Raw genomic sequence first — 23686 nt, 5'->3', positions numbered from 1 at the left:
TGAATATCATTTTAGATACAATAGAAGAAACAGTATGAATACAATATTTGATACACTGATAAAAAGGATGGCAACTTACGAACCGAAAAGGCTAAACAAGCCTGATACCTAAACGCCTATACCTATTTTCTTATTTAGTACCATTTCTTTAAACGCTAACACCGTGCTATCTTGATTTAGGTCAATTATATCTGTAAGAAAATCATCCGCGGTTTTTGCTTTCAAACCGAATGAATCTAATATATTCTTCAGGAAAGTCTTTTATGTTATTAGTAACTATAAGGTCGGCATTTGTTTTTATAGCAGGGGCTAATACATGGCAATCTTTGGGATCAGGCAGCTGTAAAACTGGAACCAGCGCATCATAATTTTGCACCAATGCATCCGGGAATGCTATATTGGCTTTTTGCACCCTTTTTTCAACTTCTTCAGGTGGTACTCCCTTTCTTTCCATTGCACTTCGCCACTCATCAAATATGTTGTTACTCCACTTTGGAGTGTATAAATCGTAATAGGCAAGCCAAAATAATAAATCCCTGGTTATAACCGGGTGAATAACGTTTGTATCCAAAACAGCTTTAAACCTTACATTATGAATCATATAATCCTTAAAAAAACAGTTATATCAGCACCTATCTTTCCGGCGTTGCGCTTACCGGCACCACTGCAAATAAAATTGAACAGATAATAACCCAGAAATACATTGCCGGTTTTTTACAGGACGTTGATTTTAACGCCTGGTACGAGAACAGGCGCACCGGCTACCCGGAATTTGTTTTAAACACCAGCACAAACCTGAATGTGCCTTCAACAAGTTTTTCCCCTGCGCTGGCTATACCCGCAGAGTGAATAGGGGCAGGGCAGTAAAAGATAAGCCCGGAAGCCGGAAATAATCCTCCCGTCTTCCGGGCTTTACTGACTTTCGGACTGATTTCATCCTTACAAATTAACTTATCCGCAAATAAATTTTCTGCTATCTTCACGCTTCTAAAAACGAATCATTATGGCACTTTTTCAATCAGATAATCCAACCTTATCGCAAAAAATTTTCAGCCGCTCCATTGCGCAGGACGAAGCCGGCACAATGACGGTTCGCGGCTCCGTTGGTAAATTTGGTTTTCTCTTATTCATGGTACTGGCAGCAGCTTCCTATACCTGGTACCTGTATTACAATAACCAGCCGCAAACCATGATGACCTTAATGTGGGTGGGCATAATAGGCGGTTTAATTTCGGTGCTGGCTATATGTTTCAAGCCCACGCTGGCGCCTTATCTTTCCCCGGCTTACGGCATACTCGAAGGCTTTTTTCTCGGCGCTATATCGGCCGTATTGAACGATGCCTTCAGCGAAAAATATCCCGGCCTTGTAATGCAGGCGGTAGGCTTAACGTTTGGCGTGGCGCTGGCCATGTTCCTTTTATACAATTTCAGGGTGATAAAAGCCACGGAAAGATTCAAGTCAACCATATTTGCAGCCACTGCAGGCATTGCCATATTTTATCTTATCACACTGGTGTTACGGTTATTCCATGTGAACATCCCGTTCATGTACGACAGCTCTTTACTGGGCATCGGCCTTTCCTTATTTATTGTGGCCATTGCCGCATTAAACCTTATCATAGATTTTGATATGATAGAAAAAGGCGCTGATATGGGCGCTCCAAAATACATGGAATGGTATGGCGCTTTTGGCCTGCTCGTAACCATGGTTTGGCTGTACGTTGAAATTTTAAAATTATTAAGCCGCTTTGCAGGCAGGAAATAATAATTAACCAGAAGCCTCACCAAAAAAACCGCGTTGAAAAAGCCAGCGCGGTTTTTTTATTGTTTTTCATTATTGTCCGACTAAATAATTTAAAATCTTGTATTTCAATGTTTGACCTCACCCCAACCCCTCCCGAATGGTCGGGACAAGTTCTCCAAAGGAGAGGGGCCAGAACCCGCTCTGGCAAAAGGTTTCAAGAGATTTGATAATTTTTATCCGGGCAATAATGATTGTTTTTATTAAATAAATCAATATTGAACTAATCTTGAAATCTTGAGTTAATTAATAATTTGGAATGCCGTGAAAAGCCGAAGGATCGGAATGCGAGGCCTAAGTATTTAAACTCCAGATTTGATAAATCAACCATGTAAGACATGTTAGGAGATGTAAGAAGATACTTACTGCAAAGCAGCTAACATAATTTTACATGGCTTATATGGTTAACAAAATATACTCAGGCAAATTCCTGAACAACCCGTTCACAGATAAAACAACCCTGTACCTCAAATTATTAATCAGCCGGTATAATTTATTACCTGATGGTTTAACTATTTTTGCGGCAGTGAAAAAATGGCTCTGCTCCATATTGCTTTTATATATTTTGTTCAGCATAATGGCGCCCTGCTCTTTTTTTTGACAAATGCGAAGAAGAACAGCAAACCCAACAGACTGCGAACAACAAACAAAAAAGCGATTGTGATAACTGCTCTCCTTTTTGTGTTTGCTCATCAGCACATAACTTTACCAATAATATTATCGCAACCATTGAGCCTGTAATTTTTAAGAAAGACATCATTCATAACAGCTATTATCTTTCTCCTACATCAGAATACCACCCTTCATTTTTTCAGCCTCCGCGTTTGGGTTAATAAATCACGCAGTTATCAAAAATTTACTAACCAACGAGAGTTCGGGATAGCAATTTTAATTAATCCAATGCTTTAGCATTGGGATGAATAAGCCAGTTTTCAACCGGCTTTAGCCAAAGGGAACCTGAGGATACTTAGGCTAAAGCCTTTTTATAGAACGTTTTTTAATCCCAGGCCTGAAGGCCTGGGTTATCATGAACGTTAACCAACTTTTTTTACATGAAGAAATTATTGTTACTAATCATGGTAATGTTATATGCGCATATAGCATATTCTCAATACACCATTAAATTATCTATACAAACCGCTGAAAATAAAACGCCGCTTGCAGGCGCCACAGCACACGCTGAATGATAATTCAGCCCTGCAGTTCAAGAATAGTTATTCCGGGTTTAACCGTTCCATCGCCATTCCGGGTTATTTATTTGAAGGCCGGCAGCAATCTTCTTATACTGAATTAAATTTTACTGCGAAGCAGGATAATACTTTCTGGATAGCAGGATTGAATTTTTTAACGGATGATTTTAAAGAGCAACCGCACAATACAACGCTGTTAAGAAATTATCATTATAATACTTATGGCGTATTTGTGCAAAACACCTGGGCGCCAGCCGGACATTTCAGCCATGTTTAAAATATCGCCTGTGCTTACGGCAAGGCTGGGCGGCGGCCTGGGTTATAAAACACCAACCGTATTTACAGAAGAGGCAGAGCGCATTCAGTTTCAGCATATACTTCCTATAAATGCAGCAACGGCCGTAAACGAAAGATCAGTTGGCGGCAATATTGATCTCAACTATAAAACCCATATTGGCAGGCTTGGTTTTAGCGGCAATATTTTATTTTTTTACACCAAACTAAACAAGCCGTTAATATTAACGGATACAAGCGATGGCAATAAAGCATTTGTAAATGCAAACGGGCATATTGATACAAGAAGCCTTGAAACCATCCTTCGTTTTAGTTATAAAGGTTTTAAGCTGTTTATCGGATATACTTATGGAGATGTGAACAGCCAATGATGTTAAAAGCTGGTTTCCGCTTACGCCAAGGCGCCGCTTAAATAATGTATTGATGTATGAAAAGGAAGATGATCTGAAGATTGGCCTCGAAGCCTACTATTACAGCCCGCAAAAATTAAGCGACGGCGCTGTTGGAAAACCGTACTGGATATGCGGCGTCATGGCTGAAAAGCTTTGGGATAAGTTTTCCGTATTCATCAACTTCGAAAACATTTTCGATACAAGGCAAACGAGGTTTGATACAATTTATACCGGCACAACTGACAACCCAGCCTTCCGCGATATATATGCGCCGCTGGATGGCTTCGTGGTGAATGGCGGCATTGAACTAAAATTTTAGTTATATAAGGTTTTGCCCTATTTTCGATGCATGAGGGCATTATTCATGTTCTGCTTAGTGCTAATTGCGCAAAGTCTTTTTGCGCAATTAACATTGCAGGGAAAGGTTATTGATTCGGCTACCGGGCAGCCGCTGGCCAACGTTAGTGTATTTATCAGCAACACAAGCGCAGGCACAACTACAAAGCAGGATGGAAGCTTTAGCCTGTCCATCCCGCAGGGCACATACCAAATCGTTTTTTCATATATTGGCTACACTACAAAAACGTTTACTACCAATACAATAAGCAACTCGTTCCATATAGGCCTTTCACCTGCAGAAAACCGGCTGGCAGATGTTGTGCTTATGCCTTTTGAAAAAGATGGCTGGGCCAGGTGGGGCAAATTCTTTACCGACCTTTTTATCGGCACAACAGATGAAGCCCTGCAATGCATCATACAAAACACCAAAACAATCAGGTTCAGGCAGGATAAGAAAAATAAAACGCTCCAGGCAGTGGCGTTTGAACCACTGATCATTACCAATAAAGCGCTGGGATACAAAATTCAATACCAGTTGGAGGAATTTACCTACGATTTTAATAACAAATATCTTTTTTACCAGGGCTATCCTTTATTTATGGAAATGCAGGGCAGCCGGCATAAACAAAAACACTGGCAGGAAAAAAGAAGGGAAGTGTATGAAGGGTCGCAAATGCATTTTATGAGAAGCCTGTACAGAAACACCCTTATGCAGGAAGGCTTTGATGTATTCAGGATGCTTAAAACAGAAAATGAAGAAAAGAAAAGAATAAAGCAGGCGCTTAGATACGGCCCCATACCAAAAGACAGTTCAGCCTATTATGAGAATATTCTTGCGGAGCCTGATGAAAAATCAATTATATATTCAGGCAGGCTCACCGGCGATAGCATTGCATTTGGGATTAACGATATTACCGCCGGCTTTCAATTTGATAATTATCTTTATATCAACTACAACAAAAAGAAGGTGCCGGATGCCTTTCTCAGGAGCTTTCCAAAAAGCACTGCAAACATGGCTTCAGAAATAACACTGCTCGAAAAAGTAATTTTACAGGTTGAAGCCAATGGCAACTTTCATCCACAATTAGCGCTGTTAAATACAGGCTATTGGGGATGGAGTGAAAAAATATCAAGAATACTGCCGTTTGATTATACGTATGGCAGGTAACTATGCGGAAGTGGTTGCAGATGTTCAGGACGTGATTTATATTGTTATTAAGAGCGGATTTCTGAAAATAATCAATACGCAATATTCAACAATCAATGATCAACTCCCGGGGCTTTTACACCTGAACATTGGGTATTGCCTATTGATTATTTTAAATGTTCAGCAACCGGCCATGCCCTGCATAAAAGCCTTTATTTTAATTGGTAGGTAAGCCGCTTCATTTCAATTTCTGCGGCCTTTGCCGCATAGCTCAGGTTCACCAAAAGATAACCGGCATTGGCAAAGCTTTCCTGCGCATTCTTTACATCCACAATGGTGGCTACACGCGCCTGGAATTTCATCAGCACCAGGTCAAGTAACTGTTTTGCCAATGCATAGCTTTCCCGTTGGTTTTGCAACTGCTGCAGCGATTTTTGATAGGCTTCATAATTCTTTACGGCGGTTGATGTATTATCCCGCACCAGTATGTTTTGCTGCAGCCGGGCATTCGCTGTATTGATCGCTGCAATCTTTTGCTGCCGTTTATAAACAGAGCCGTTATAAATGGGCACTGTTAAGCTCAGGCCCACGTATGGCCCATAAGTTTGATTAAGCAATACATTGCCGGCTGCTGTTTGCGAACGGCTGTAACTATAGCCGGTATTGGCATACAGCGAAGGGTATCGCTGCGCTGCCGTTTCCTTTTCTATCAACTGGTTTATAGTAACCTGCATGTTTGCCGCCGCCACGTCGGGGCTGCGGTAAATATTATCCATCACATCTTCCAGCCTGAGGCCTGCATCCACAATAATTGTATCAGCAATTACGATATTGCTGTCGGGCTTTAAAGTAAGCGTGGTCAATAAACTTGTTTTTGCCTGCTCAATAGCAAGCTCCTGTATTTTTCTTGACTGTACCAGGGCATTTAAATCAAGCTGCGATTGAAACACGTCGGCATTGTTCGCCAGCCCCACGCCCAGTTGCGTTTTCACGATATTCAGGCGTTGTTCGCCCACGGCAATCGAAGTGTCAAGCGTTGTTAAATAGCTCTGCTGGCGCACCACATCATAATATTGCGTCATTACGGTAGCAATGGTATTGATAATGCTTGCATTCAGATATTCCTCGCTTTGTTTCTCCAGTTCTTCAAGCCGGTGCTTTGTAGCCACTACCAGCAGGCCGTTGTATAAAAGCAGGCTGCCCTGCAGCCCCGCCGCAGCCGTGTTACCCGCAGCCGATTTGCGGTTAATGGTTTCACCCGTGCTTATTTTCTGGTTCACGGCGTTTACCTGTTCCCTGTCCGTAGCTGTGCCTGTCACCACGGGCAGGCCGCCAGCCATGCCATAGCTGTTATTAATGTCTGCCGCTTCCGCATTATTCCTCGCCACTTCAATATCATAACTGTTGCGCAATGCAATGGCAATAGCGCTGTCAAGCGTAAGCGGCTGCTGGCCAAAACAGGCAATGCCCGTTAGCAACAAAACACACAGCAAACTTCGCTTTGCTGCTATTTTTTTTATGAAACCAGCCACAGTAATGCCATGAAGCACGGTTGGCCTGTCCCGGTTTTTCCGGGAGTCATTCCGTTGTACAGTTGATTTGATATTCGGTAAAAGATGCATGCGGTTTTTATAATGTGTAACTGTTAAACAAATAAATTTCTCCTGTGTATTTTATTCCATGTTGTATAAAAATGTGACACGTTTTAATGTAAACCACATAATAATGAGCAAATTTACCCGGCACACGGTATAAATATTATTTTTAGCCAGGAACACTTGGACGCATTTTTCAGTTCTGCTTTTGTATAATTTTGGCCCGAAAAATTTCACGTCGGTTTGCGGTTGCTAAAATACAATTAGTATTCACCGGCAAATTAAATTTTGTATAGCGATTCCTGATTATTTTTCCAGGCTTTAACATTAAAGCAACCTGTTATTAAATTATTATGCAAACAAAAGTTCTGCGCATTCACCCAAAAGATAATGTAGCCGTTGCACTCACGGTATTGTATAAAGGCGAGCAAATTAACCAGGCCCCGCTGCCCCAGGTGGAGATACAGGAAAATATACCGGCCAAACATAAGTATGCATTGGTTGATATACATGAAGGTGATGAAATATGCATGTACGGTGTTTTGGTAGGCAGGGCCATGAGCTTTATACCAAAGGGCGGCTTGCTTTCCATAAAAAATGTAAAGCACGCTTCCGGCAATTTTATACTAAAAGAAAGGCATACGGAATGGCATAAGCCCGATGTAACGGCTTTTAAAAACAAAACCTTTAATGGCTATTACCGCGCCGACGGCTCCGTGGGCACAAGGAATTTCTGGGTGGTAATTCCCATGGTTTTCTGCGAGAATAAAAATGTGGATGTGCTGCAGGAAGCCTTTATGAAAGCATTGGGTTATGCGCCCAAAGAATCGTCTTATGAAGCTATGGTGCACCGCATGATACAGGAGTATGAAAGCGGCAATAAAGAATACGATCTCCTGTTTGCCGATGAAGATGAATTTGCGCCGGAAAACAAAAAGATATTCCCGAATGTTGACGGTATAAAATTTTTAACCCACACAATGGGCTGCGGCGGCACACGGGACGATGCCAGGGCCTTATGCGGTTTGCTGGCCGGGTATATTACCCATCCTAATGTGGCCGGTGCAACTGTATTAAGCCTCGGTTGCCAGAATGCACAGGTGGCCACGCTGAAAGAAGAGATTGAAAAGCGCGATGCGAATTTTTCAAAGCCATTGATACTGCTTGAACAGCAAAAGATAGGCAATGAAAAAAAATTGCTGGGCGAAGCCATCAAAAAAACCTTTGAAGGCCTGGTACAGGCAAATGAACTGAAGCGCAGGCCTGCACCGCTCCATAAATTGTGCATAGGCCTGGAGTGCGGCGGGTCAGACGGCTTTTCCGGTATTTCCGCTAATCCCGCTATTGGCTATACTTCTGATATACTGGTGGCATTAGGCGGCGCTGTTATCTTATCAGAATTCCCCGAGCTCTGCGGCGTTGAACAGGAGCTCAGCGACCGCTGCATGGATGATACAACAGCAGAACGCTTCATGCACTTAATGACCACATATAATCAAAAGGCTATGGATGTTGGCTCCGGGTTTTATGCCAACCCCTCTCCTGGTAATATTAAAGACGGCCTGATAACCGATGCCATTAAATCAGCAGGCGCTGCAAAAAAAGGCGGCACTTCTCCTGTGGCAGATGTGCTGGATTATCCCGGCAAGGTTTCAAAGCCAGGGCTGAATTTATTATGCACGCCCGGCAGCGACGTGGAATCCACCACGGCCGAAGTGGGCGCCGGCGCTACTATTGTTTTGTTTACAACAGGCTTGGGCACACCAACAGGTAATCCGGTAACGCCTGTATTAAAACTATCAACCAATACTGCCCTGTATCATAACATGACGGATATAATTGATATAGACACCGGTCCAATTATTGAAGGCAATGAAACGATTGAACAGGCGGGCGAAAGGATTTTGAACTACATTATTGAGGTGGCCAATGGCAATGTACAGGCTAAGGCAGAAGCAGGCCTGCATGATGATTTTATTCCGTGGAAACGCGGTATATCCTTATAGCTTAAAAACGCTGCATTGCAAAACGCGGTCTGACGCTTTGAAGCGTCAGACCGGTAGCGGTAAAAGGGTAAAATAACGTGAGATCAACAAGAATCAAGTAGTAATAACCATCAAAAAATTTCTTTTATGGGATTTACCACTTGTAAAACTCGCTGCCATCTGTTCTCCCCTATCATTAACCACCAAATGCGGCTTTACCCCCAAAGAACCAGCCTGTAGAGACTTTACCTGGTTACAGCGTATCTGAGTTGCAGATTGAGCATATCTTGTCGCAAATATTTACTAAATTTGCGACAAGATTTAAGCGGAAAAATGTCTAAAAGCATTGAACTACAAGTATTAGGGAAGATAAAGCGTAGCCCGCGAGGTACGCTTTTCTTTGTGGACAGCTTTACCACGATTGCTAATGCCAAATCGGCAAACAAGGCTTTGGAGCGCCTGGTAAAATCAGAGGAATTAGAAAGAGTTGCACAAGGTATTTACGTTCGTCCTGTAATTGATGATTATATTGGAAAAGTTTTGCCAGGCATTGAAGACATTGCCGTTGCCATTGCCAAAAGAGACAGGGCAACCATAGTACCAACAGGCAGTTATGCAATGTATAAATTAGGGCTTACAACACAAGTGCCTTTAAGCATCGTGTATTACACCGACACATCAGCGCGAAAAATAAAAATCGGAAAACAATCTATTACGTTTAAAAAAGCAAGTTCAAAGAACTTAGCTTTTATTGGCGAAGCAAGTATGTTGGCAATCCAAGCATTGCGAACAATCGGAAAAGACCAGGCAACAGACAGCGAAATAAAACAGATAAAAAAGATTTTGAAAAATGAAAATCCCAAACGCCTGCAACACGATTTACAGTTGGCACCTGTTTGGATTAGAAAAATAATTGCAGAAACGAAATGAATAAGTTTACACATCTAAAAGAATGGTTTAAGTTGCCTGACGAAACTAAAATCAGACTGTTTGCAGAAACGAGCAGACAGATTGGTTTACCTTCTTCGTCAGCCGCAGAAAAAGATTGGTGGGTCGTTCATACGTTGGCAACAAGACTACGCAACAATGATACAGACAATGATTTACGGACAGCCATTGCCATTTGACGAGCTCATAAAACGGCTGACGGAATTACAAAAACGGATAAACACAATAAGCCAGCGCACAACAGGCAGACCAAATGAACAAACAAATAACATACAGACAAGAAGGGCAAACCGCTAACGTCGGTTATCCTTGTAAACATTTTATCAAAATACTATATACAATTGAACAGCCAATGAAACGCCCATGTAAAAATGTATTCTTCACAGGGTAATGTACATCAGGGCGTTCCATGAGGCCATTAAAAAAACAAACTTGTACGAATGCAATTATTCAAAACCTCTGCCGGCCTTATTCTTCAGCGTAACGAAGCACATTTTATACTGCACGAAGATTTTGATGCGTTGATAAACCGTGATGATTTATTTGAATACCTGACGTCTGTTTCATCAGGGAAAACTTCCGTTAACTGGAATGAAATAAAAATTCTTGCCCCGATAGGCAAACAGGAAGTGTGGGCGGCCGGCGTTACCTATTTACGCAGCCGCGATGCCAGGATGGAGGAAAGCAAAGAAGCAGGCGGCGCAGTTTTTTACAGTAAAGTATATAACGCAGCAAGGCCGGAACTGTTTTTCAAGGCCCTGCCTTACAGCGTTGCATCACCGGGCGAAGAGGTTTTTATCCGTGCAGATTCCAAATGGAATGTGCCGGAACCGGAGCTTACACTGTTCATCAATACAAAAGGAAAAATTGCGGCTTATACCATTGGTAACGATATGAGCTCAAGGGATATTGAAGGCGAAAACCCTTTGTACCTGCCACAGGCCAAACTGTATTACCGCAGCGCAGCGCTCGGACCCTGTTTATATATAACTGAAAAGGAAATTTCTTTGGATACAGCCATACACCTAAGCATTAAAAGAAATGAAGAAGCCGTGTTTGAAGGTTCCATACAACTTAACCGCATGAAACGCCGTTTTACAGAACTTGCGGAATATTTATTCCGTGAAAACATATTTACACATGGCTGCTTTTTAATGACAGGCACCGGCATCATTCCGCCAAATGATTTCACGCTGCAATCCGGCGATGAGGTGGAAATTGGCATTGAAAATATTGGTGTGCTGGCAAATGTGGTGGCATACAGAATATAAGCTATATGCCCTTGTTCCTGCCTGCCGGGCTTCTGTTAAACATTCTGTTTCGCCGCAACATTTTCCCCTTTAATCGAATTTATTTTCAGGCTATTAAACAATAATGCAAAGTTTGTATCCTTAATTGAAGGAGTTAAACTTTAGCATGAAGTATAAAATTTTATTTGTAATTGTCCTGGTATTTTCTGCTGCTGCTGTATTCAGCCAGGTTGTACCTGGTTCCATAAAAGGCGTTCTGAGGGATAGCACCGAACACCAGGTGCTTAAAAATGCAACGGTGATTATTTTGCGCAGCGATTCTTCTTCATTTAAACAATCATTATCGGAAAACGATGGAAGTTTTTTAATAACGGATATACCCGCTGGCAGGTATATTTTAAAAATCGTTTTCAGCAGCTATGAAACCCGTTTAAAGAATTTTACCATAGACAGTACAAATTTTACGCTTAATGCAGGTACAATCTATATGCAGCCGCATGCGCATGAACTGGCTGAAGTGGTGGTGGAAGCGCCGCCAATTGTTATAAAAGAAGATACGATAGAATATAATGCCGGTTCATTTGCCACAAAGCCCAATGCAACGGCTGAAGACCTTTTGAAAAAGATGCCCGGCCTTGATGTGGATAAAGACGGGAATATAAAAGCGCAGGGGGAAACGGTACAGCGGGTGCTGGTAAATGGAAAACGTTTTTTTGGCGATGACCCGCGCACAGCCACCCAAAACTTACCCAGCGATGTAATTGATAAAATACAGGTTTTTGATGACCAGAGCGACCAAAGCCAGTTTACCGGGTTTGACGATGGCAACCGGGTTAAAACAATTAATATCATAGTGAAAAAAAATTCCGGCACTTTTGGAAAACTTGCTGCCGGCGCGGGAAACAAAGGCTTATATAATGCTTCCGCAAACTATAACCAGTTTAGCGATGACCAGCAAATAAGCTTCATCGGGCAATTAAATAATACCAATAAACAAAACTTTACGCCGCAGGATATTTTTTCTTCTTCAGGGAGCGGAGGTGGCGGCGGTTCGGGAGGCGGCGGCCAGAAACAGAGCAGCAGCAGTTCCGGTTCAACCAGCAATAATTCAGGGCTTATAACAACCAAAGCGGCCGGGCTGAATTACAGGGATGTTTGGGGCAAAAGCACCAATGTATATGGCAGCTATTTTTACAATAATATGCTAACGGATAAGGATCAAAAAACCCAAACAGAAAATTTCGTGAGCGGCGACTCTTCCGTCTTCAACAATAAAGAGGAAGCTTCAATAAGCAAGAATGTAAACCAGCGTTTAAACCTTAATGTTGAAGCCAAGTTTGATTCCATGAATTCAATGATCATAAGGCCTAACATTACCTACCAGGAAAAAACAAGCAATGCTTCTTCAACCGCAAGTACAACACAGGGAACATCAGACCTGTTAAATACATCTGCCGCCTCTACCAGCAGCTATAACAAAGGTTATAATGGTAACATTGACGTTCTTTTCAGGCACCGCTTTAAAACAACGGGCAGAACATTTTCGCTGGGTTTATCAGGCTCCGGCAATTCAAACGATGGGAATGGAATGAATTATTCCCTCACAGATTATTACAACAGCGGCGTGGATTCTCCTTACCTGGTTAACCAGCATTACATTTCTTCCACGCAGGGGCAAAGCATAAGCGCTACGGCTTCTTATACCGAGCCCATTGGTAAAAAATCGCAGTTAGAGCTGAATTATAATTACAGCTATAGCCTGAACACCACCAATAAAACAACCTACGATTACGATAGCGCTACGGAAAAATTTTCATCCATTGATACCTTACTCACCAACAACTATAAAAACACCTATTCCTCAAACAGGGTTACGCTGAATTACCGTATTCAGAGCGGCAACCTGAACCTTAGCTTCGGCAATGGCGTGCAGTTTGGCGATCTTAACAGCATTAACAGCAGCAAAAACGTTAATCTTGTACAGCACTATGTAAATATGTACCCCACGGCTAATCTCTCATACCAGTTTAGCAGAACTGCCCATTTTCGGTTTAATTACTCCGGCAGAACAAGCCAGCCCAGTGTAACCCAGTTGCAGCCTGTGGTTGATAACAGCGACCCGCTGAATGTGGTAATTGGCAACCCCAACCTGAAGCAATCCTTCACGCATACCTTCAGGGCCATGTATAATAACTTTAGTTTCTCTAACCGTGGCACCAGCTTCAGCTTCGATCGTGGCAATGGCTTTAACAACTATCGCAACGGCGGCAACGCAAATAACAGCAATAATAATAGTAATAGCAACAGCAGCGCCACCTCCAATAATTTTCATAATATTTTTGCCACCTTAAATGCTGACTTTACCAGCAATGATATTGTAAGCGCGGTTAAAACAAATACCATAACAGGCGTTGATACAATAACCTACGTAAACTTAAACGGCGCATATAATATTTCTGCTTTTTTTAATTATGGCTTTCAATTAAAAAAGCCTAAATCGAACCTGAACTTTACAACCAACCTTACCGATAAAAAAAGCATGAGCATAATTAACGACACCCTTAATAAAACAACGAATTATACTATAGGTGAAACGGTACGGTTTACCACGAATGTGAAAAAGAATTTTGACGTGAATTTTTCTGTAACGCCCACTTATAACATAGCCCGCTATTCAGTGCAGTCAGGTAATAATGATAATTACTTTTCCCATAGCATAAGCCTGGGCGCCACTTACTATACGGAATCGGGCTGGATACTGGAAAACGATTTTACCTACACGGCTTATACCGGCAGGGCCGATGGCTACAATACATCTGTGCCATTATGGAATGCAGCTTTTGCCAAACAGATATTTAAAAATAAAGCCGGCGAATTAAGGTTCAGCGTGTACGATTTATTAAATCAGAATGTAAGCATTTCAAGAACAGTTGAATCCACTTATATCAAGGATGTGCAAACGAAAGTGCTTACCCGGTATGTAATGCTTACATTTACGTACAACATCCGCAACTTTTCAAAAGGCCAGCAGCAAAAAAAGCTGCCCGAGTTTAGGAATGATGATAATATGCCGCCGCCCGGAGGCGGTGAACCTGGCGGTGGCGGGTCACCACCAGGCGGGCCTTCAGAATAGCCGGAGGTTTTGTAAAATGTTTATGCCCGGCTTTGTTCTGAAGCAGGAACGGGCAGTTTCGTTTGCATTGCAACCAGGATTATATCCATTGACGCTTTGTTTTCATTGCACCTTTATTTTTATCCTTCCCCAATGCAGTTTTCTTTCCATGGGGTTGAATGTTTTTGTTTCATAGCTGGCCAAAAATTCTATTTCATGGCTTATAGGGCAATCAGGTGAAATTTGAATAACAGAACTGAAGGTATAGCCATCCGGCCAGCGCGCCGGTATAATTTCATCAGCCAGCTTTTCTTCGCTGGCAATAACATAAGGGTCTTCTGTATATAACCGCAGCCGGCTGGTATCCTCGTAAAGCATGATCCTTTCACCGGCATTCGCCATCCCGTCTGCATTGCCTTTTCCATAAGCCGAATCTTTTATCAATATCCCATCATCAATTTTTATATTGGTGAATTCAGGAACGTTATAAAATACAGGCACTATAAATTCATCTTCGGTTTTATCCCATGAGGCATCTATTTTTATATAAAAACGTATAGCGGCAGGTTCTGCATGTGGCGGAGGTTTTTTAAAACAGGATAAGATGAATGGCGGAAGCGCTGCAAATTTTATAGTGTCCTGACAAGACACACTATTTAAACCTGCAGCTTAATTAGCTTTCAAGCCAAAACAAGCCGGCACATCAAAATATTAATTAACCGTTTTTTGCAAAAACTTATGCCGGTAAAATTTTACGGAGTATATTGGCGGCAGGCGTAATCGCGCCATTCCTGATCGTTCACAATACGGAATTGTATTAAGGGAACAGCTATTCAAAATAGTTTGTCCTGTTTTTAAACTGTAATATGCGCATGTTCAAAAAACCAGCAACCATTCTGTTATTTTCACTTGTATTATTTTTTAAGCTGAACGCCCAGCCGGCTTATGAACTGAATGAAGGCTGGAAATGTATGAAAGCTTCATCTGTTAAAGAAGATGGCAATACCATTTCTTCTTCCAATTATAATATTGGCAAATGGAAACCGGCGACAGTGCCCGGTACGGTTTTAACTACCATGCTGAATAATAAAGAAGTGCCCGATCCATTTTATGGAATGAATAACGAAAAGATACCGGATATATACAATGTGGGCGCAGCTTATTACACATACTGGTTTGTAAAGGATTTTACGGAAACCGCTTCATCAACAGAACAGGTTTATTTGAAATTGAGAGGCATTAATTATAGCTGCAATGTATTTCTGAATGGCCGTCAGCTAAACAAAACACTGCACAAAGGCATGTTCTTAAGCCAGGAATATAACATCACCTCTTACTTAAATAAAAACGGTAAGAACAGGCTGGCTGTGATCGTTTACCCGCCTGATGCGGTGGGCCATGCCAATGGCGGCCAGGGCGGCGATGGAACGATAGCCAGAAATATCTCGCATCAATATGTGGCAGGCTGGGACTGGATTCAGCCCATACGCGACCGCAATACCGGCATCTGGGATAAGGTGCTGATTGAAAAAACGCAACAGGTAAAAATTCAAAACACGCATATTGTAACCGATGTGCCCGGCATAAGAAAAGTGGAGGGCGCACAGCAACCAGCCATCATTCACGTTTCAACTGAATTATATAATCCCACCGAAATAGCCGTTTCAGGCATTGTAAGTTATGAACTGGGGGGCAATACAGTTTCTGAGCCTGTTACGGTGCCTGCACAATCAACCAGGGCTGTTCAGTTAAAAGACCTGCTATTGCAAAACCCGAAATTGTGGTGGCCGAATACGTATGGGCCGCAAAATGTATATCCGCTCAATCTGAAATTTACTATTGGCAATGTGTTGAGCGATGTGGATTCATCAACTATTGGCATTCGTGAAATAACCACAGACTGGAACAATGTTACGCGTAGCAGGGAAGTAGCAGTAAACGGGCAGAAGATATTTATAAAAGGCGGCAACTGGATCATCTCCGATGCTATGCTGCGATTTTCAAAAGAACGTTATGATGCAGAAGTGCGCTTTCATCATGACATGAATTTAAACCTCATCAGGATATGGGGCGGCGCCATCACGGAAAGGCCTGAATTCTATGCAGCCTGCGACAAATATGGTATGCTGGTGATGCAGGATTTCTGGGGCAGCGGCGATTGCAATGGTCGCTGGGTTGACCCGATGAAAAAAGATGACCAGTGGGCGAGAAGAAATTACCCCGATGACCATCATTTATTTATTGCATCTGCTGCCGATCAGATTAAACTGATACGCAACCATCCGTCGCTGGCAATATGGTGCGGCGGCAACGAGATAACCTTGCCGCAGGATATTTTTCATGCGCTGAAAGATTCATTAATGCCATTATTAGATGGTACCCGCTGGTTCATTGACTACTCCAATTCAGACAGCATGAGCTATAATTTCCTGGGCGGCAATGGCGACGGGCCTTATGGCATACAGGATATTAAAACTTTCTGGGGCGAAAGAACATTTCCGTTTAATTCCGAAGTAGGCTCTGTGGGCGCCGGCGATTATACCTCGCTCAAACGCTTTCTGCCGCCGGAAAATTTAATACCGCCTGTTTATGAAAACGGTAAGTATGAAGTTGATTCTGTGTGGCAATATCATAAATATATCGGCTATGATAAAACCCCGGATGCCTACGGCGGGGCAAAAGATGCAGAGGATTTTGCAACAAAAGCCCAGTTAATAAACTATGATCAGTACCGCGGCCTCATTGAAGGTTTTTCAGCGCATGCATGGGAATGGTACACAGGCGTCATTATCTGGAAAACACAAAACCCCTGGACGGCTTTGCGCGGGCAGATGTATGATTACTATCTCGATCCCAACGCCTGTTTGTATGGATTGAAAACAGCAGGCGATCCCTTGCATATTATGTTCAACCCGGTTGACAGTTCGGTAATGGCTGTGAACAATACCTTTGAAACACATCGCGATATGATGCTGCAGGTTTTACTCGTTGATATGAATGGCAAAGAAAGAATGGTAACACAGGCGTTCTCAGAAATAGGGCCTACCGTTGTAAAAAAATATCTGTCCATTGGCCCGGCGTTAAAAGAAGCGGCAGCAAAGCAGGGTGTGTTTCTGGTATTGCGTTTATTGAACTTGCGGCAGCAACCCATCAGCGATAATTTATACTGGCTGCCCGATTCAACAGGTAACTATTCAGGCCTGCAAACGCTGGCATCAACAGATTTGAATGTAAAAGCAATAAAAGTTAATAACAATCAAATTCAGCTTACATTAAATAATCCTGCTGATAAGCCGGTAGCATTCTTTAACAGGGTATCATTAATCAACAGCAAAACAAAAGAAAGAATATTACCAACATTTTATAGCGATAATTATATTTCTGTTTTGCCCGGCGCATCAAAAACAATTATGATTGATTGCAGCAGTATGCCTGCAGATGCTGCAGTAGAAGTAGAGGGTTGGAACACAGGGAAACATGCGTATAAAATAAATTAAAGATTGTCATGTGGTCAGACGCATCAGGCGTCAGACCAATAGCGGTTTGCTGGCAGGTTATAGCTATGACTGTTAATCCATTTTTTAATGAAAGTCTGAGACTTTGCGCATAATAACTGCGAAGTCAGGAGACTTCGCAGAGCGCAGGACTTCGCAGAGCGTAAATAATCCGGTCAAACGCATCCGGCGTCACACCGGCAGCAATATCTTTAACAACGCAAACGTTTGTTTACGCATCATTGCTGTACGCGGGTTAAATTTGAGAGGGTGGCAAACAGGCGCCCCGCATCAAATAAATAATTCACTATTCATATAATCAAACCAATACAACATGCAACAAACCGAAGAGTATGCACAACCAATTGAAGTAGCTGCAAAACCGCAATCAGGCACATCAAAATCCATCATTATTATCGGCGCTTTGTTTTTCATTTTTGGTTTTGTAACATGGGTAAACAGTACCCTCATCCCTTACCTGCAAATTGCCTGTGAGCTGAATACCTCGCAGGCCGTGTGGGTTACGTTTGCTTTTTATATTTCCTATGCCTTAATGGCGTTTCCCTCATCGTGGGTGATTAACAAAGTGGGCTTTAAAAGCGGTATGATGTATGGCCTTCTTGTAATGGCCATCGGGGCATTGATATTTATTCCTGCTGCGCACCAGCGCACATTTGGCTTATTTCTTACCGGCCTGTTTGTAATAGGCATTGGCCTGGCTTTATTGCAAACGGCATCCAATCCATATATCACCATCCTCGGGCCGATAGAAAGCGCTGCCAAACGCATGAGCATTATGGGCATTTGCAATAAAGGCGCAGGCGCACTGGCGCCATTGGTAATGGGTGCTATTTTATTGAAAGACATGAGCGGTTTTGAAGCCAGCCTTGCCACACTTAATCCTGCTGATAAAGCAGCCAGGTTAAACGAGCTTGCATCACAGGTGGTGATGCCCTATATTGTACTGGCCGTTATACTGGTATTGCTGGCCATCATGATACGCTTATCTTCTTTGCCAAACATACAGGCAGAAGAAGATGCTGATGCAGCAACGGGCGGCCGGCCCCTCTCCTCCTACACATATCTCTTCTTCGGCTTTATTGCTTTGTTTTTATATGTGGGGGTTGAAGTAATGGCCGGTGATATTATACAGGTGTATGGCAAAGAAATAAATATTCCGCTTGATATAGCCAAACATTTTACCACTTATACCATGATAGCGATGCTTGTGTCTTACCTGCTGGGCATTGCATTAATCCCAAAATATATCAGCCAGGAAAAATCGCTGCGCATTGCAGCTATATTAGGTATTATTTTTTCAATGGGCGCTATTTTCACGTCGGGTTATACATCCATCACTTTTATTGTTTTACTGGGTTTTGCCAATGCACCTGTTTGGCCGGCATTATGGCCGCTGGCCATAGATGGCCTGGGAAAACATATAAAAACCGGTTCTGCATTGCTCATTGTGGGCATTGCAGGCGGCGCCATCCTTCCAAAAATATGGGCCATACTGGGCGAGCATGTTGGCCTGCAAAAAGCATTCTGGATTATGGTGCCCTGTTATCTTTTTATTTTGTACTATGCTGTTTCCGGAAGCAAGATCGGCAAAAAGGTGAGGTAGGGCGCCGTATATGTTACAGCCTGGTTTATAACACCAGGCTGCCGGCATCATAACATAAAGCGCCGGCGCCCAGTACGCCGCAATGCTTCAAATCTGATATTTCAATGCTAAGATGCCCGAGTGATTTCTGGTAGGCGAATGTATTAATGCAGTCCCACATTGTTTTTTGAAAATAAGGATATACTTTTTTTATAGAACCGCCTATAATGATAAGCGCCGGGTCGTAGGTATATAATATCATTTTTATAGCATTGCCAAGATGCGTTCCAAACGCTTCAAAGCATTTTACAGCCGCCGCATCGCCTTTCATGGCTTTATCGTATAAATATTCCCCTTCTTCGTGGTATTGCTTTAAAAAAAACTGGCCGCTGGTGAAATATTCAAACGGGTAACCATTATAGTCCACCATGCCAAATTCCCCGGCGCCGCAATTGGCGCCTGTATATAGCTTATTGTTTATCATGATGCCGGCGCCAAGGCCTGTGCCAATGGTAAGGCCGATAAAAGAGTGATAGTTGCGGGCCTTGCCAAAATATTTTTCGCCCAGCACAAAACAATTGGCATCATTGTTTACGTAAGCCGTAATTCCATAGCGCGCTTCCAGGTATTGCTTCAGCAATACTTTTTTCCAGGAGGGTATATTTTGCACATCATATACAATGCCCTTTTCTATATCAACCACGCTGGGCACGCCTATTCCAATGGCCGTAACCGATTCGTCCATCAACCCGTCTATAAGCTGGTATAATTCATCCAGCACCTTTTCTTCGGTGCCTGATGATGAAACTTTAACTGATACGATTTCTGTAATTGTTTCCGCATTAATTCTTGCCCCGCGAATGTATGTTCCTCCCAGGTCCACGCCGATGATTGATGTTTTGTTCATTGCATTAATATGTTTTCGATTCTTTTTTTGCTATCCGGATAGTTTTATTGCTGATGATGGGTTTTGCCCAAATGATTATACTTAAAATATACCCGAGCGTTACATAAATAAAAAGCATGCCGGCGCGCAGGCCCGCCACATCGCCTATGCGGCCAATAACAAGCGGGATAACAGCCCCGCCTGTAACGCCCGTAAGCAGGATGCCGGAAAAAGTGCCGTGGTTTTCGCTTACAGAATTAAGCGCCAGTGAAAATATTACCGGGTACATAACCGATGCAAAGAAGCCCACCATGGGGAATGCCCATCGGGCAACAGGGCCGCTGGCAAACAGGCCAAGCGAAAAGGAAAGTATGGCTAAAACCGTAAATAAAGCAAGCACTTTTTTGCTATCCATTACCTTGAGCAGCAAAAGGCCCAGTACGCTGCCCGCTGTCATCAGCCCCCAGAAATACGCCACGGCAGAAGCCCCGATGGTTTGCGCATCATAGCCATGGTATTCATATAGAAATTGCGATGTCCAGTTAGCCACGCCCTGCTCTGTGCCTACATAGCAGAATATGCCAATAAAAAAGAGCACTACTTTTTTGTTTTTTAATAATTGCAGGTGCACCAGCATGGTGCCGGCTTTTTCATCAGCGTTAAGTATTACTTTCGGAAATTTTGAAAACAGTATTACAATAATCATCAGCAAACAAACAGCAGCAAACAGCCAATACAACGATATCCACGGCAAATCGGCAGGCGTTACAGATTTCAGGATATGTATCAATGCACTGCCGCTGCTTCCTGCATGCGCATCATTAAAACGGGTTACCAGGGAAGAATATACCAGCGGGCTAACGAATGATGCCAGGCCAAAAAACAATTGGGCCATTACAGAATTGAATGCAAAATGCTCTTCCCCGCCCGAAGTTCTCAGTAAAGGGTTAATAACCACCTGCAGTATCGCCATGCCGCAGCCTATTAAAAAAAAGGAAACAATCGCCGTTAAATAATTGGGCTGAACGGCCAGCCATATTGCACCTGCAAAAGCCAGTATAAAGGCCGCCACCATCATCCTTTTCTCTTTATACTTTTCGTTTAGAATACCTGCCGGTATTGACATAACACCATACGCTATAAAGAAGGCAAAAGGAAGTATGGCCACCAGCGTAAGGTTCAGCTTAAACTCTTTTATAATATCCGGCACCAGGGGGCCGATTACATTGGTGAGAAAAGAGATCACAAAAAATGTGAGCATGATAAGCGCTACTGTTTTATAGCTGCGCCCGTTTTGTGAATATGGCTGGTTTGGCATTATATATAAATTAGAGATTGATTAAAATGCAACACAGGTGAAATATGGTTTTGTTTACAGCACTTTCAGGTAACGGGCCATCCAGTATGGCATAAGGTATTCTACACCTGTAAGCTCGCTTTTGCCATCATTTCTATCCTTTAATTTAAGCGCATTTACATCTTTTCCGTTGCTGCTGTCATCTACCCCCCAATTTTCTCCGTCCCTCAATTTGAAAGCATTTGCATTGTAGCGGTTAACGGGCCTTTCCCGCGGGGATAAGACCTCTTTATAATATTGCATCCTGAAATTGTCCGGTAAAAGCTCAATGTCTTTACGCTTTGAGTTGTCAATGGTCCATCTTATCTGGTCCAGCGGAAACTCACGCAGGTTCCATAAGGTGGAAGCCTTATCAAAATCGCCTGAAGTACCGTAGGCTATCAGGTTCCATACAGGATTTTTTTCAGGCGCTTCTATTTTCCAGTAATCATGAATAGCTTTTGCATACTGCTTTTTTAAATCGTTGTTATATGCGTAATGATACAATACCCAGTAGCTGAGAAATTCCATTTCATCATCCGAATGGTTCCAGGGGCCCTCTCCCATTTCATGCCCATCGTAAACATATCCCGGCGTGGCCCGTATGCTGTCCGGGCTTATCATTATATTTTCCAGGTAGCCTGACTGGTACAGCAAATCCATACCTGCTTTTTTATAAATTTCTTTCCCGGTTAATGCATAGCCTAATTGCAAACCGGCAATAATATCTGTTGCGCCCAGCTTTCTGTCGCTGATGGTTTTGGCATACCAGTTTACATATTCCGGGTTCCAGCGGCCCCATAAAGTATGTTTGCCGTCCACATCCACAAATGTGTAATTATGTTCCAGTATATGGGTTAATATCTTATCCATAAAATCAGCCACCCTTGCTTTCTCCGCCTTTGTTTCCGCTACGCATTGATCCATTACCGCGGCGGCAAATATGTGCCCGCAAAACTCATCGCTGCTGGTAGTGCCTTTCCATTGCCAGCCGGAATCAACGGAAGGATGCCATGCATCTTCACCGGAAACAGGGCTGCCCGCCCGTTCATAAGAACGTGAAGGGAAACCTTTAAGCGGGTTTACCGTTAACAGCCTTTCATACGCAGCAAATGTTTCCCATGCATAGCGCTTTGCCTGCGCATCTTTGGTAACCGCATACCTGAATGCTTCGGCGGCTATATAAAATGAGCTCCACAATCCATCATTGTCTGTGTCCACCATTTTTGCAGTGGTTATATCGCCCGGCACAGCAAAATTTACCTCGGCAAGCAGGCCATAGCGTATATGCCTTTGCCTGATCTTTTCTTCAAAACAGGAGGCTTTTGACAAATAAGTTTCCGGTGAGAATTTTATTTCATTTAAACCGCTGGCCGTAAGCATATACACATTGCCCTTACTGTCCGCGCCCATGCTTATCACGCTGTCTTCATTCAGCCATCTTTTTGATGCCCAGTAATCATATTTTGCATTGTTGAGCCTGGTAAAAGCGCCGGCGCCCGTGCCTGCCCATAATGTATCATGTACATTAATAAGGCATTGTATGTTTAGTGAAGGAAGCTTTGTTTGCAATGAGACGGTTGTTTTTCCCGTAGCGTTATCAACGGCTATATAACCATTATTGGTTCCGATATAAACATTATTGCCAATAATTTCAAAAGCCTGCAGATTGCTGCCTTTATAAAATGGTTTTACCTGGCCTTTTTCAACTTTATATAAAATGCTTCCGGTTAAAACATAAAAACTGTTTTTACAGGCTTTAATATCAATAACGGGTGCATTTAAGTTTGGTAAGGCAAGCAGTTTTTTGTTTTTAATGATACCCAGGTTAGAGCCGCCTGCAACCAGTACGGTTGAATCGGCGGTTATTGCCATTTTGCTGTACACATTTTCAGGCAATGCATAAAATGGAATGCCTGTGCCTGCATTGGTTAAAATATACCCGTTATACAAATTGTACAGATAGCCGGTGCCATCCTGCAGGGTTATGTCAAGGGGAATGCGGTCTTCCAGTGTGCGGTAACGCAGGTCTTTTACCACCATGCCGTTGCTCCCGATGCATAAGCCTGCATCAGCAAGCACATATACCACATCGTTATAATCAATGAGCACTTTCTTTAAAGCTGCGCCCTTAACCGTGCCTGCCAAAGTAAATTTTACAGATACCGGCTGCCGGAATACGGAATCATTATTCTTATCAGCAGCCATGCTTTTTACAAGCATGCCAAGTATAAACCCTGTTGTAAGCACCAGATATTTTCTCATCTAACAAATTATTTTTTAAAAGGAATACTACCGTGAATAAATTAACCGC

The 23686-nt window shown here is 42.7% G+C and carries 20 protein-coding genes and 1 pseudogene; 15 read left to right on the top strand and 6 right to left on the bottom strand.

The window, feature by feature from the left end; genetic code table 11:
• Nucleotides 1–112, top strand: a pseudogene (locus QM629_RS00670) (IS1595 family transposase); the annotation flags it as partial.
• Nucleotides 113–202: 90 nt separating this feature from the next.
• On the opposite strand, the gene QM629_RS00665 reads toward QM629_RS00670, so the two are convergent.
• Nucleotides 203–601 carry a PIN domain-containing protein gene (locus QM629_RS00665; protein WP_415156143.1) on the bottom strand — a complete coding sequence of 133 codons (399 nt, stop codon included), beginning with the start codon at nucleotides 599–601 and terminating at the stop codon, nucleotides 203–205.
• 23 nt (nucleotides 602–624) lie between these two features.
• On the opposite strand from QM629_RS00665, the gene QM629_RS00660 reads away from it, so the two are divergent.
• From QM629_RS00660 to QM629_RS00630, 7 genes are all read left to right on the top strand, one after another.
• Nucleotides 625–849: a SusD/RagB family nutrient-binding outer membrane lipoprotein gene (locus tag QM629_RS00660; protein ID WP_415156145.1), complete on the top strand. Its 225-nt coding sequence runs from the start codon at nucleotides 625–627 to the stop codon at nucleotides 847–849.
• A 154-nt stretch (nucleotides 850–1003) separates the two neighbouring features.
• Entirely contained in the window at nucleotides 1004–1765 is a 762-nt protein-coding gene (locus QM629_RS00655; protein WP_415156141.1) for a Bax inhibitor-1/YccA family membrane protein, read from the top strand.
• 1088 nt (nucleotides 1766–2853) lie between these two features.
• Nucleotides 2854–2988 carry a hypothetical protein gene (locus QM629_RS00650; RefSeq protein ID WP_415156139.1) on the top strand — a complete coding sequence of 45 codons (135 nt, stop codon included), beginning with the start codon at nucleotides 2854–2856 and terminating at the stop codon, nucleotides 2986–2988.
• Nucleotides 2960–3268, top strand: a complete 309-nt coding sequence (locus tag QM629_RS00645) for a hypothetical protein (protein ID WP_415156137.1) — start codon at nucleotides 2960–2962, stop codon at nucleotides 3266–3268. The genes QM629_RS00650 and QM629_RS00645 overlap by 29 nt, the downstream gene beginning before the upstream one ends.
• Nucleotides 3261–3656 carry a hypothetical protein gene (locus QM629_RS00640; protein ID WP_415156135.1) on the top strand — a complete coding sequence of 132 codons (396 nt, stop codon included), beginning with the start codon at nucleotides 3261–3263 and terminating at the stop codon, nucleotides 3654–3656. Before QM629_RS00645 ends, QM629_RS00640 begins: the two co-directional genes overlap by 8 nt.
• A 52-nt stretch (nucleotides 3657–3708) precedes the next feature.
• Nucleotides 3709–3996 carry a hypothetical protein gene (locus tag QM629_RS00635; protein ID WP_415156133.1) on the top strand — a complete coding sequence of 96 codons (288 nt, stop codon included), beginning with the start codon at nucleotides 3709–3711 and terminating at the stop codon, nucleotides 3994–3996.
• Nucleotides 3997–4026: 30 nt separating this feature from the next.
• Nucleotides 4027–5184 carry a carboxypeptidase-like regulatory domain-containing protein gene (locus QM629_RS00630; protein ID WP_415156131.1) on the top strand — a complete coding sequence of 386 codons (1158 nt, stop codon included), beginning with the start codon at nucleotides 4027–4029 and terminating at the stop codon, nucleotides 5182–5184.
• Nucleotides 5185–5375: 191 nt separating this feature from the next.
• Here QM629_RS00630 and QM629_RS00625 read toward each other — a convergent pair whose 3' ends face one another.
• Nucleotides 5376–6785: a TolC family protein gene (locus tag QM629_RS00625; protein WP_415156129.1), complete on the bottom strand. Its 1410-nt coding sequence runs from the start codon at nucleotides 6783–6785 to the stop codon at nucleotides 5376–5378.
• A gap of 326 nt (nucleotides 6786–7111) precedes the next feature.
• Between QM629_RS00625 and QM629_RS00620 the strand changes: the two genes are divergently transcribed.
• The 5 genes from QM629_RS00620 to QM629_RS00600 all read left to right on the top strand — a co-directional run bounded on the left by QM629_RS00620 (nucleotide 7112) and on the right by QM629_RS00600 (nucleotide 14074).
• Entirely contained in the window at nucleotides 7112–8764 is a 1653-nt protein-coding gene (locus QM629_RS00620) for a UxaA family hydrolase (RefSeq protein WP_415156127.1), read from the top strand.
• A gap of 288 nt (nucleotides 8765–9052) precedes the next feature.
• Nucleotides 9053–9673, top strand: a complete 621-nt coding sequence (locus tag QM629_RS00615; protein ID WP_415156125.1) for a DUF6088 family protein — start codon at nucleotides 9053–9055, stop codon at nucleotides 9671–9673.
• Nucleotides 9670–9870, top strand: coding sequence for a hypothetical protein (locus QM629_RS00610; protein ID WP_415156123.1), 201 nt, complete (start codon nucleotides 9670–9672; stop codon nucleotides 9868–9870). Before QM629_RS00615 ends, QM629_RS00610 begins: the two co-directional genes overlap by 4 nt.
• 261 nt (nucleotides 9871–10131) lie before the next feature.
• Nucleotides 10132–10962, top strand: coding sequence for a fumarylacetoacetate hydrolase family protein (locus QM629_RS00605; protein WP_415156121.1), 831 nt, complete (start codon nucleotides 10132–10134; stop codon nucleotides 10960–10962).
• A 145-nt stretch (nucleotides 10963–11107) separates the two neighbouring features.
• Entirely contained in the window at nucleotides 11108–14074 is a 2967-nt protein-coding gene (locus QM629_RS00600; protein WP_415156119.1) for an outer membrane beta-barrel protein, read from the top strand.
• A gap of 102 nt (nucleotides 14075–14176) precedes the next feature.
• On the opposite strand, the gene QM629_RS00595 is transcribed toward QM629_RS00600, so the two are convergent.
• Nucleotides 14177–14704 (bottom strand): hypothetical protein, encoded by a 528-nt coding sequence (locus tag QM629_RS00595; protein WP_415156117.1) that lies wholly within the window; start codon nucleotides 14702–14704, stop codon nucleotides 14177–14179.
• Between the two features lie 221 nt (nucleotides 14705–14925).
• Between QM629_RS00595 and QM629_RS00590 the strand changes: the two genes are divergently transcribed.
• Together QM629_RS00590 and QM629_RS00585 are read left to right on the top strand one after the other, a co-directional pair.
• Entirely contained in the window at nucleotides 14926–17550 is a 2625-nt protein-coding gene (locus QM629_RS00590) for a glycoside hydrolase family 2 protein (RefSeq protein WP_415156115.1), read from the top strand.
• A gap of 331 nt (nucleotides 17551–17881) precedes the next feature.
• Nucleotides 17882–19171 carry a sugar MFS transporter gene (locus QM629_RS00585; RefSeq protein WP_415156113.1) on the top strand — a complete coding sequence of 430 codons (1290 nt, stop codon included), beginning with the start codon at nucleotides 17882–17884 and terminating at the stop codon, nucleotides 19169–19171.
• A 25-nt stretch (nucleotides 19172–19196) separates the two neighbouring features.
• Here QM629_RS00585 and QM629_RS00580 read toward each other — a convergent pair whose 3' ends face one another.
• From QM629_RS00580 to QM629_RS00570, 3 genes are read right to left on the bottom strand one after another with little or no spacing between them, the layout of a single operon-like run.
• Complete coding sequence (locus QM629_RS00580) at nucleotides 19197–20057, bottom strand: ROK family protein (protein ID WP_415156111.1); 861 nt, start codon at nucleotides 20055–20057, stop codon at nucleotides 19197–19199.
• A 4-nt stretch (nucleotides 20058–20061) separates the two neighbouring features.
• On the bottom strand, nucleotides 20062–21354 hold the full coding sequence (locus tag QM629_RS00575) for a sugar MFS transporter (protein WP_415156109.1): 1293 nt from the start codon (nucleotides 21352–21354) through the stop codon (nucleotides 20062–20064).
• Nucleotides 21355–21408: 54 nt separating this feature from the next.
• Nucleotides 21409–23637, bottom strand: a complete 2229-nt coding sequence (locus QM629_RS00570) for a hypothetical protein (RefSeq protein WP_415156107.1) — start codon at nucleotides 23635–23637, stop codon at nucleotides 21409–21411.
• Nucleotides 23638–23686 lie beyond the last annotated feature (49 nt).

Source organism: Parafilimonas sp., from assembly GCF_047606085.1.
In the GTDB taxonomy this organism is placed as follows: Bacteria; Bacteroidota; Bacteroidia; order Chitinophagales; family Chitinophagaceae; genus Parafilimonas.
This window is presented reverse-complemented; position numbering and strand designations above follow the sequence as displayed.

Excerpts from the sequence above, each read along its gene's own strand:
- QM629_RS00665 (WP_415156143.1), bottom strand. The coding sequence starts at position 601 with ATGATTCATAATGTAAGGTTTAAAGCTGTTTTGGATACAAACGTTATT.
- QM629_RS00655 (WP_415156141.1), top strand. The coding sequence starts at position 1,004 with ATGGCACTTTTTCAATCAGATAATCCAACCTTATCGCAAAAAATTTTC.
- QM629_RS00650 (WP_415156139.1), top strand. The coding sequence starts at position 2,854 with ATGAAGAAATTATTGTTACTAATCATGGTAATGTTATATGCGCATATA.
- QM629_RS00640 (WP_415156135.1), top strand. The coding sequence starts at position 3,261 with ATGTTTAAAATATCGCCTGTGCTTACGGCAAGGCTGGGCGGCGGCCTG.
- QM629_RS00635 (WP_415156133.1), top strand. The coding sequence starts at position 3,709 with ATGTATGAAAAGGAAGATGATCTGAAGATTGGCCTCGAAGCCTACTAT.
- QM629_RS00630 (WP_415156131.1), top strand. The coding sequence starts at position 4,027 with ATGAGGGCATTATTCATGTTCTGCTTAGTGCTAATTGCGCAAAGTCTT.
- QM629_RS00625 (WP_415156129.1), bottom strand. The coding sequence starts at position 6,785 with ATGCATCTTTTACCGAATATCAAATCAACTGTACAACGGAATGACTCC.
- QM629_RS00620 (WP_415156127.1), top strand. The coding sequence starts at position 7,112 with ATGCAAACAAAAGTTCTGCGCATTCACCCAAAAGATAATGTAGCCGTT.
- QM629_RS00610 (WP_415156123.1), top strand. The coding sequence starts at position 9,670 with ATGAATAAGTTTACACATCTAAAAGAATGGTTTAAGTTGCCTGACGAA.
- QM629_RS00605 (WP_415156121.1), top strand. The coding sequence starts at position 10,132 with ATGCAATTATTCAAAACCTCTGCCGGCCTTATTCTTCAGCGTAACGAA.
- QM629_RS00600 (WP_415156119.1), top strand. The coding sequence starts at position 11,108 with ATGAAGTATAAAATTTTATTTGTAATTGTCCTGGTATTTTCTGCTGCT.
- QM629_RS00590 (WP_415156115.1), top strand. The coding sequence starts at position 14,926 with ATGTTCAAAAAACCAGCAACCATTCTGTTATTTTCACTTGTATTATTT.
- QM629_RS00585 (WP_415156113.1), top strand. The coding sequence starts at position 17,882 with ATGCAACAAACCGAAGAGTATGCACAACCAATTGAAGTAGCTGCAAAA.
- QM629_RS00580 (WP_415156111.1), bottom strand. The coding sequence starts at position 20,057 with ATGAACAAAACATCAATCATCGGCGTGGACCTGGGAGGAACATACATT.
- QM629_RS00575 (WP_415156109.1), bottom strand. The coding sequence starts at position 21,354 with ATGCCAAACCAGCCATATTCACAAAACGGGCGCAGCTATAAAACAGTA.
- QM629_RS00570 (WP_415156107.1), bottom strand. The coding sequence starts at position 23,637 with ATGAGAAAATATCTGGTGCTTACAACAGGGTTTATACTTGGCATGCTT.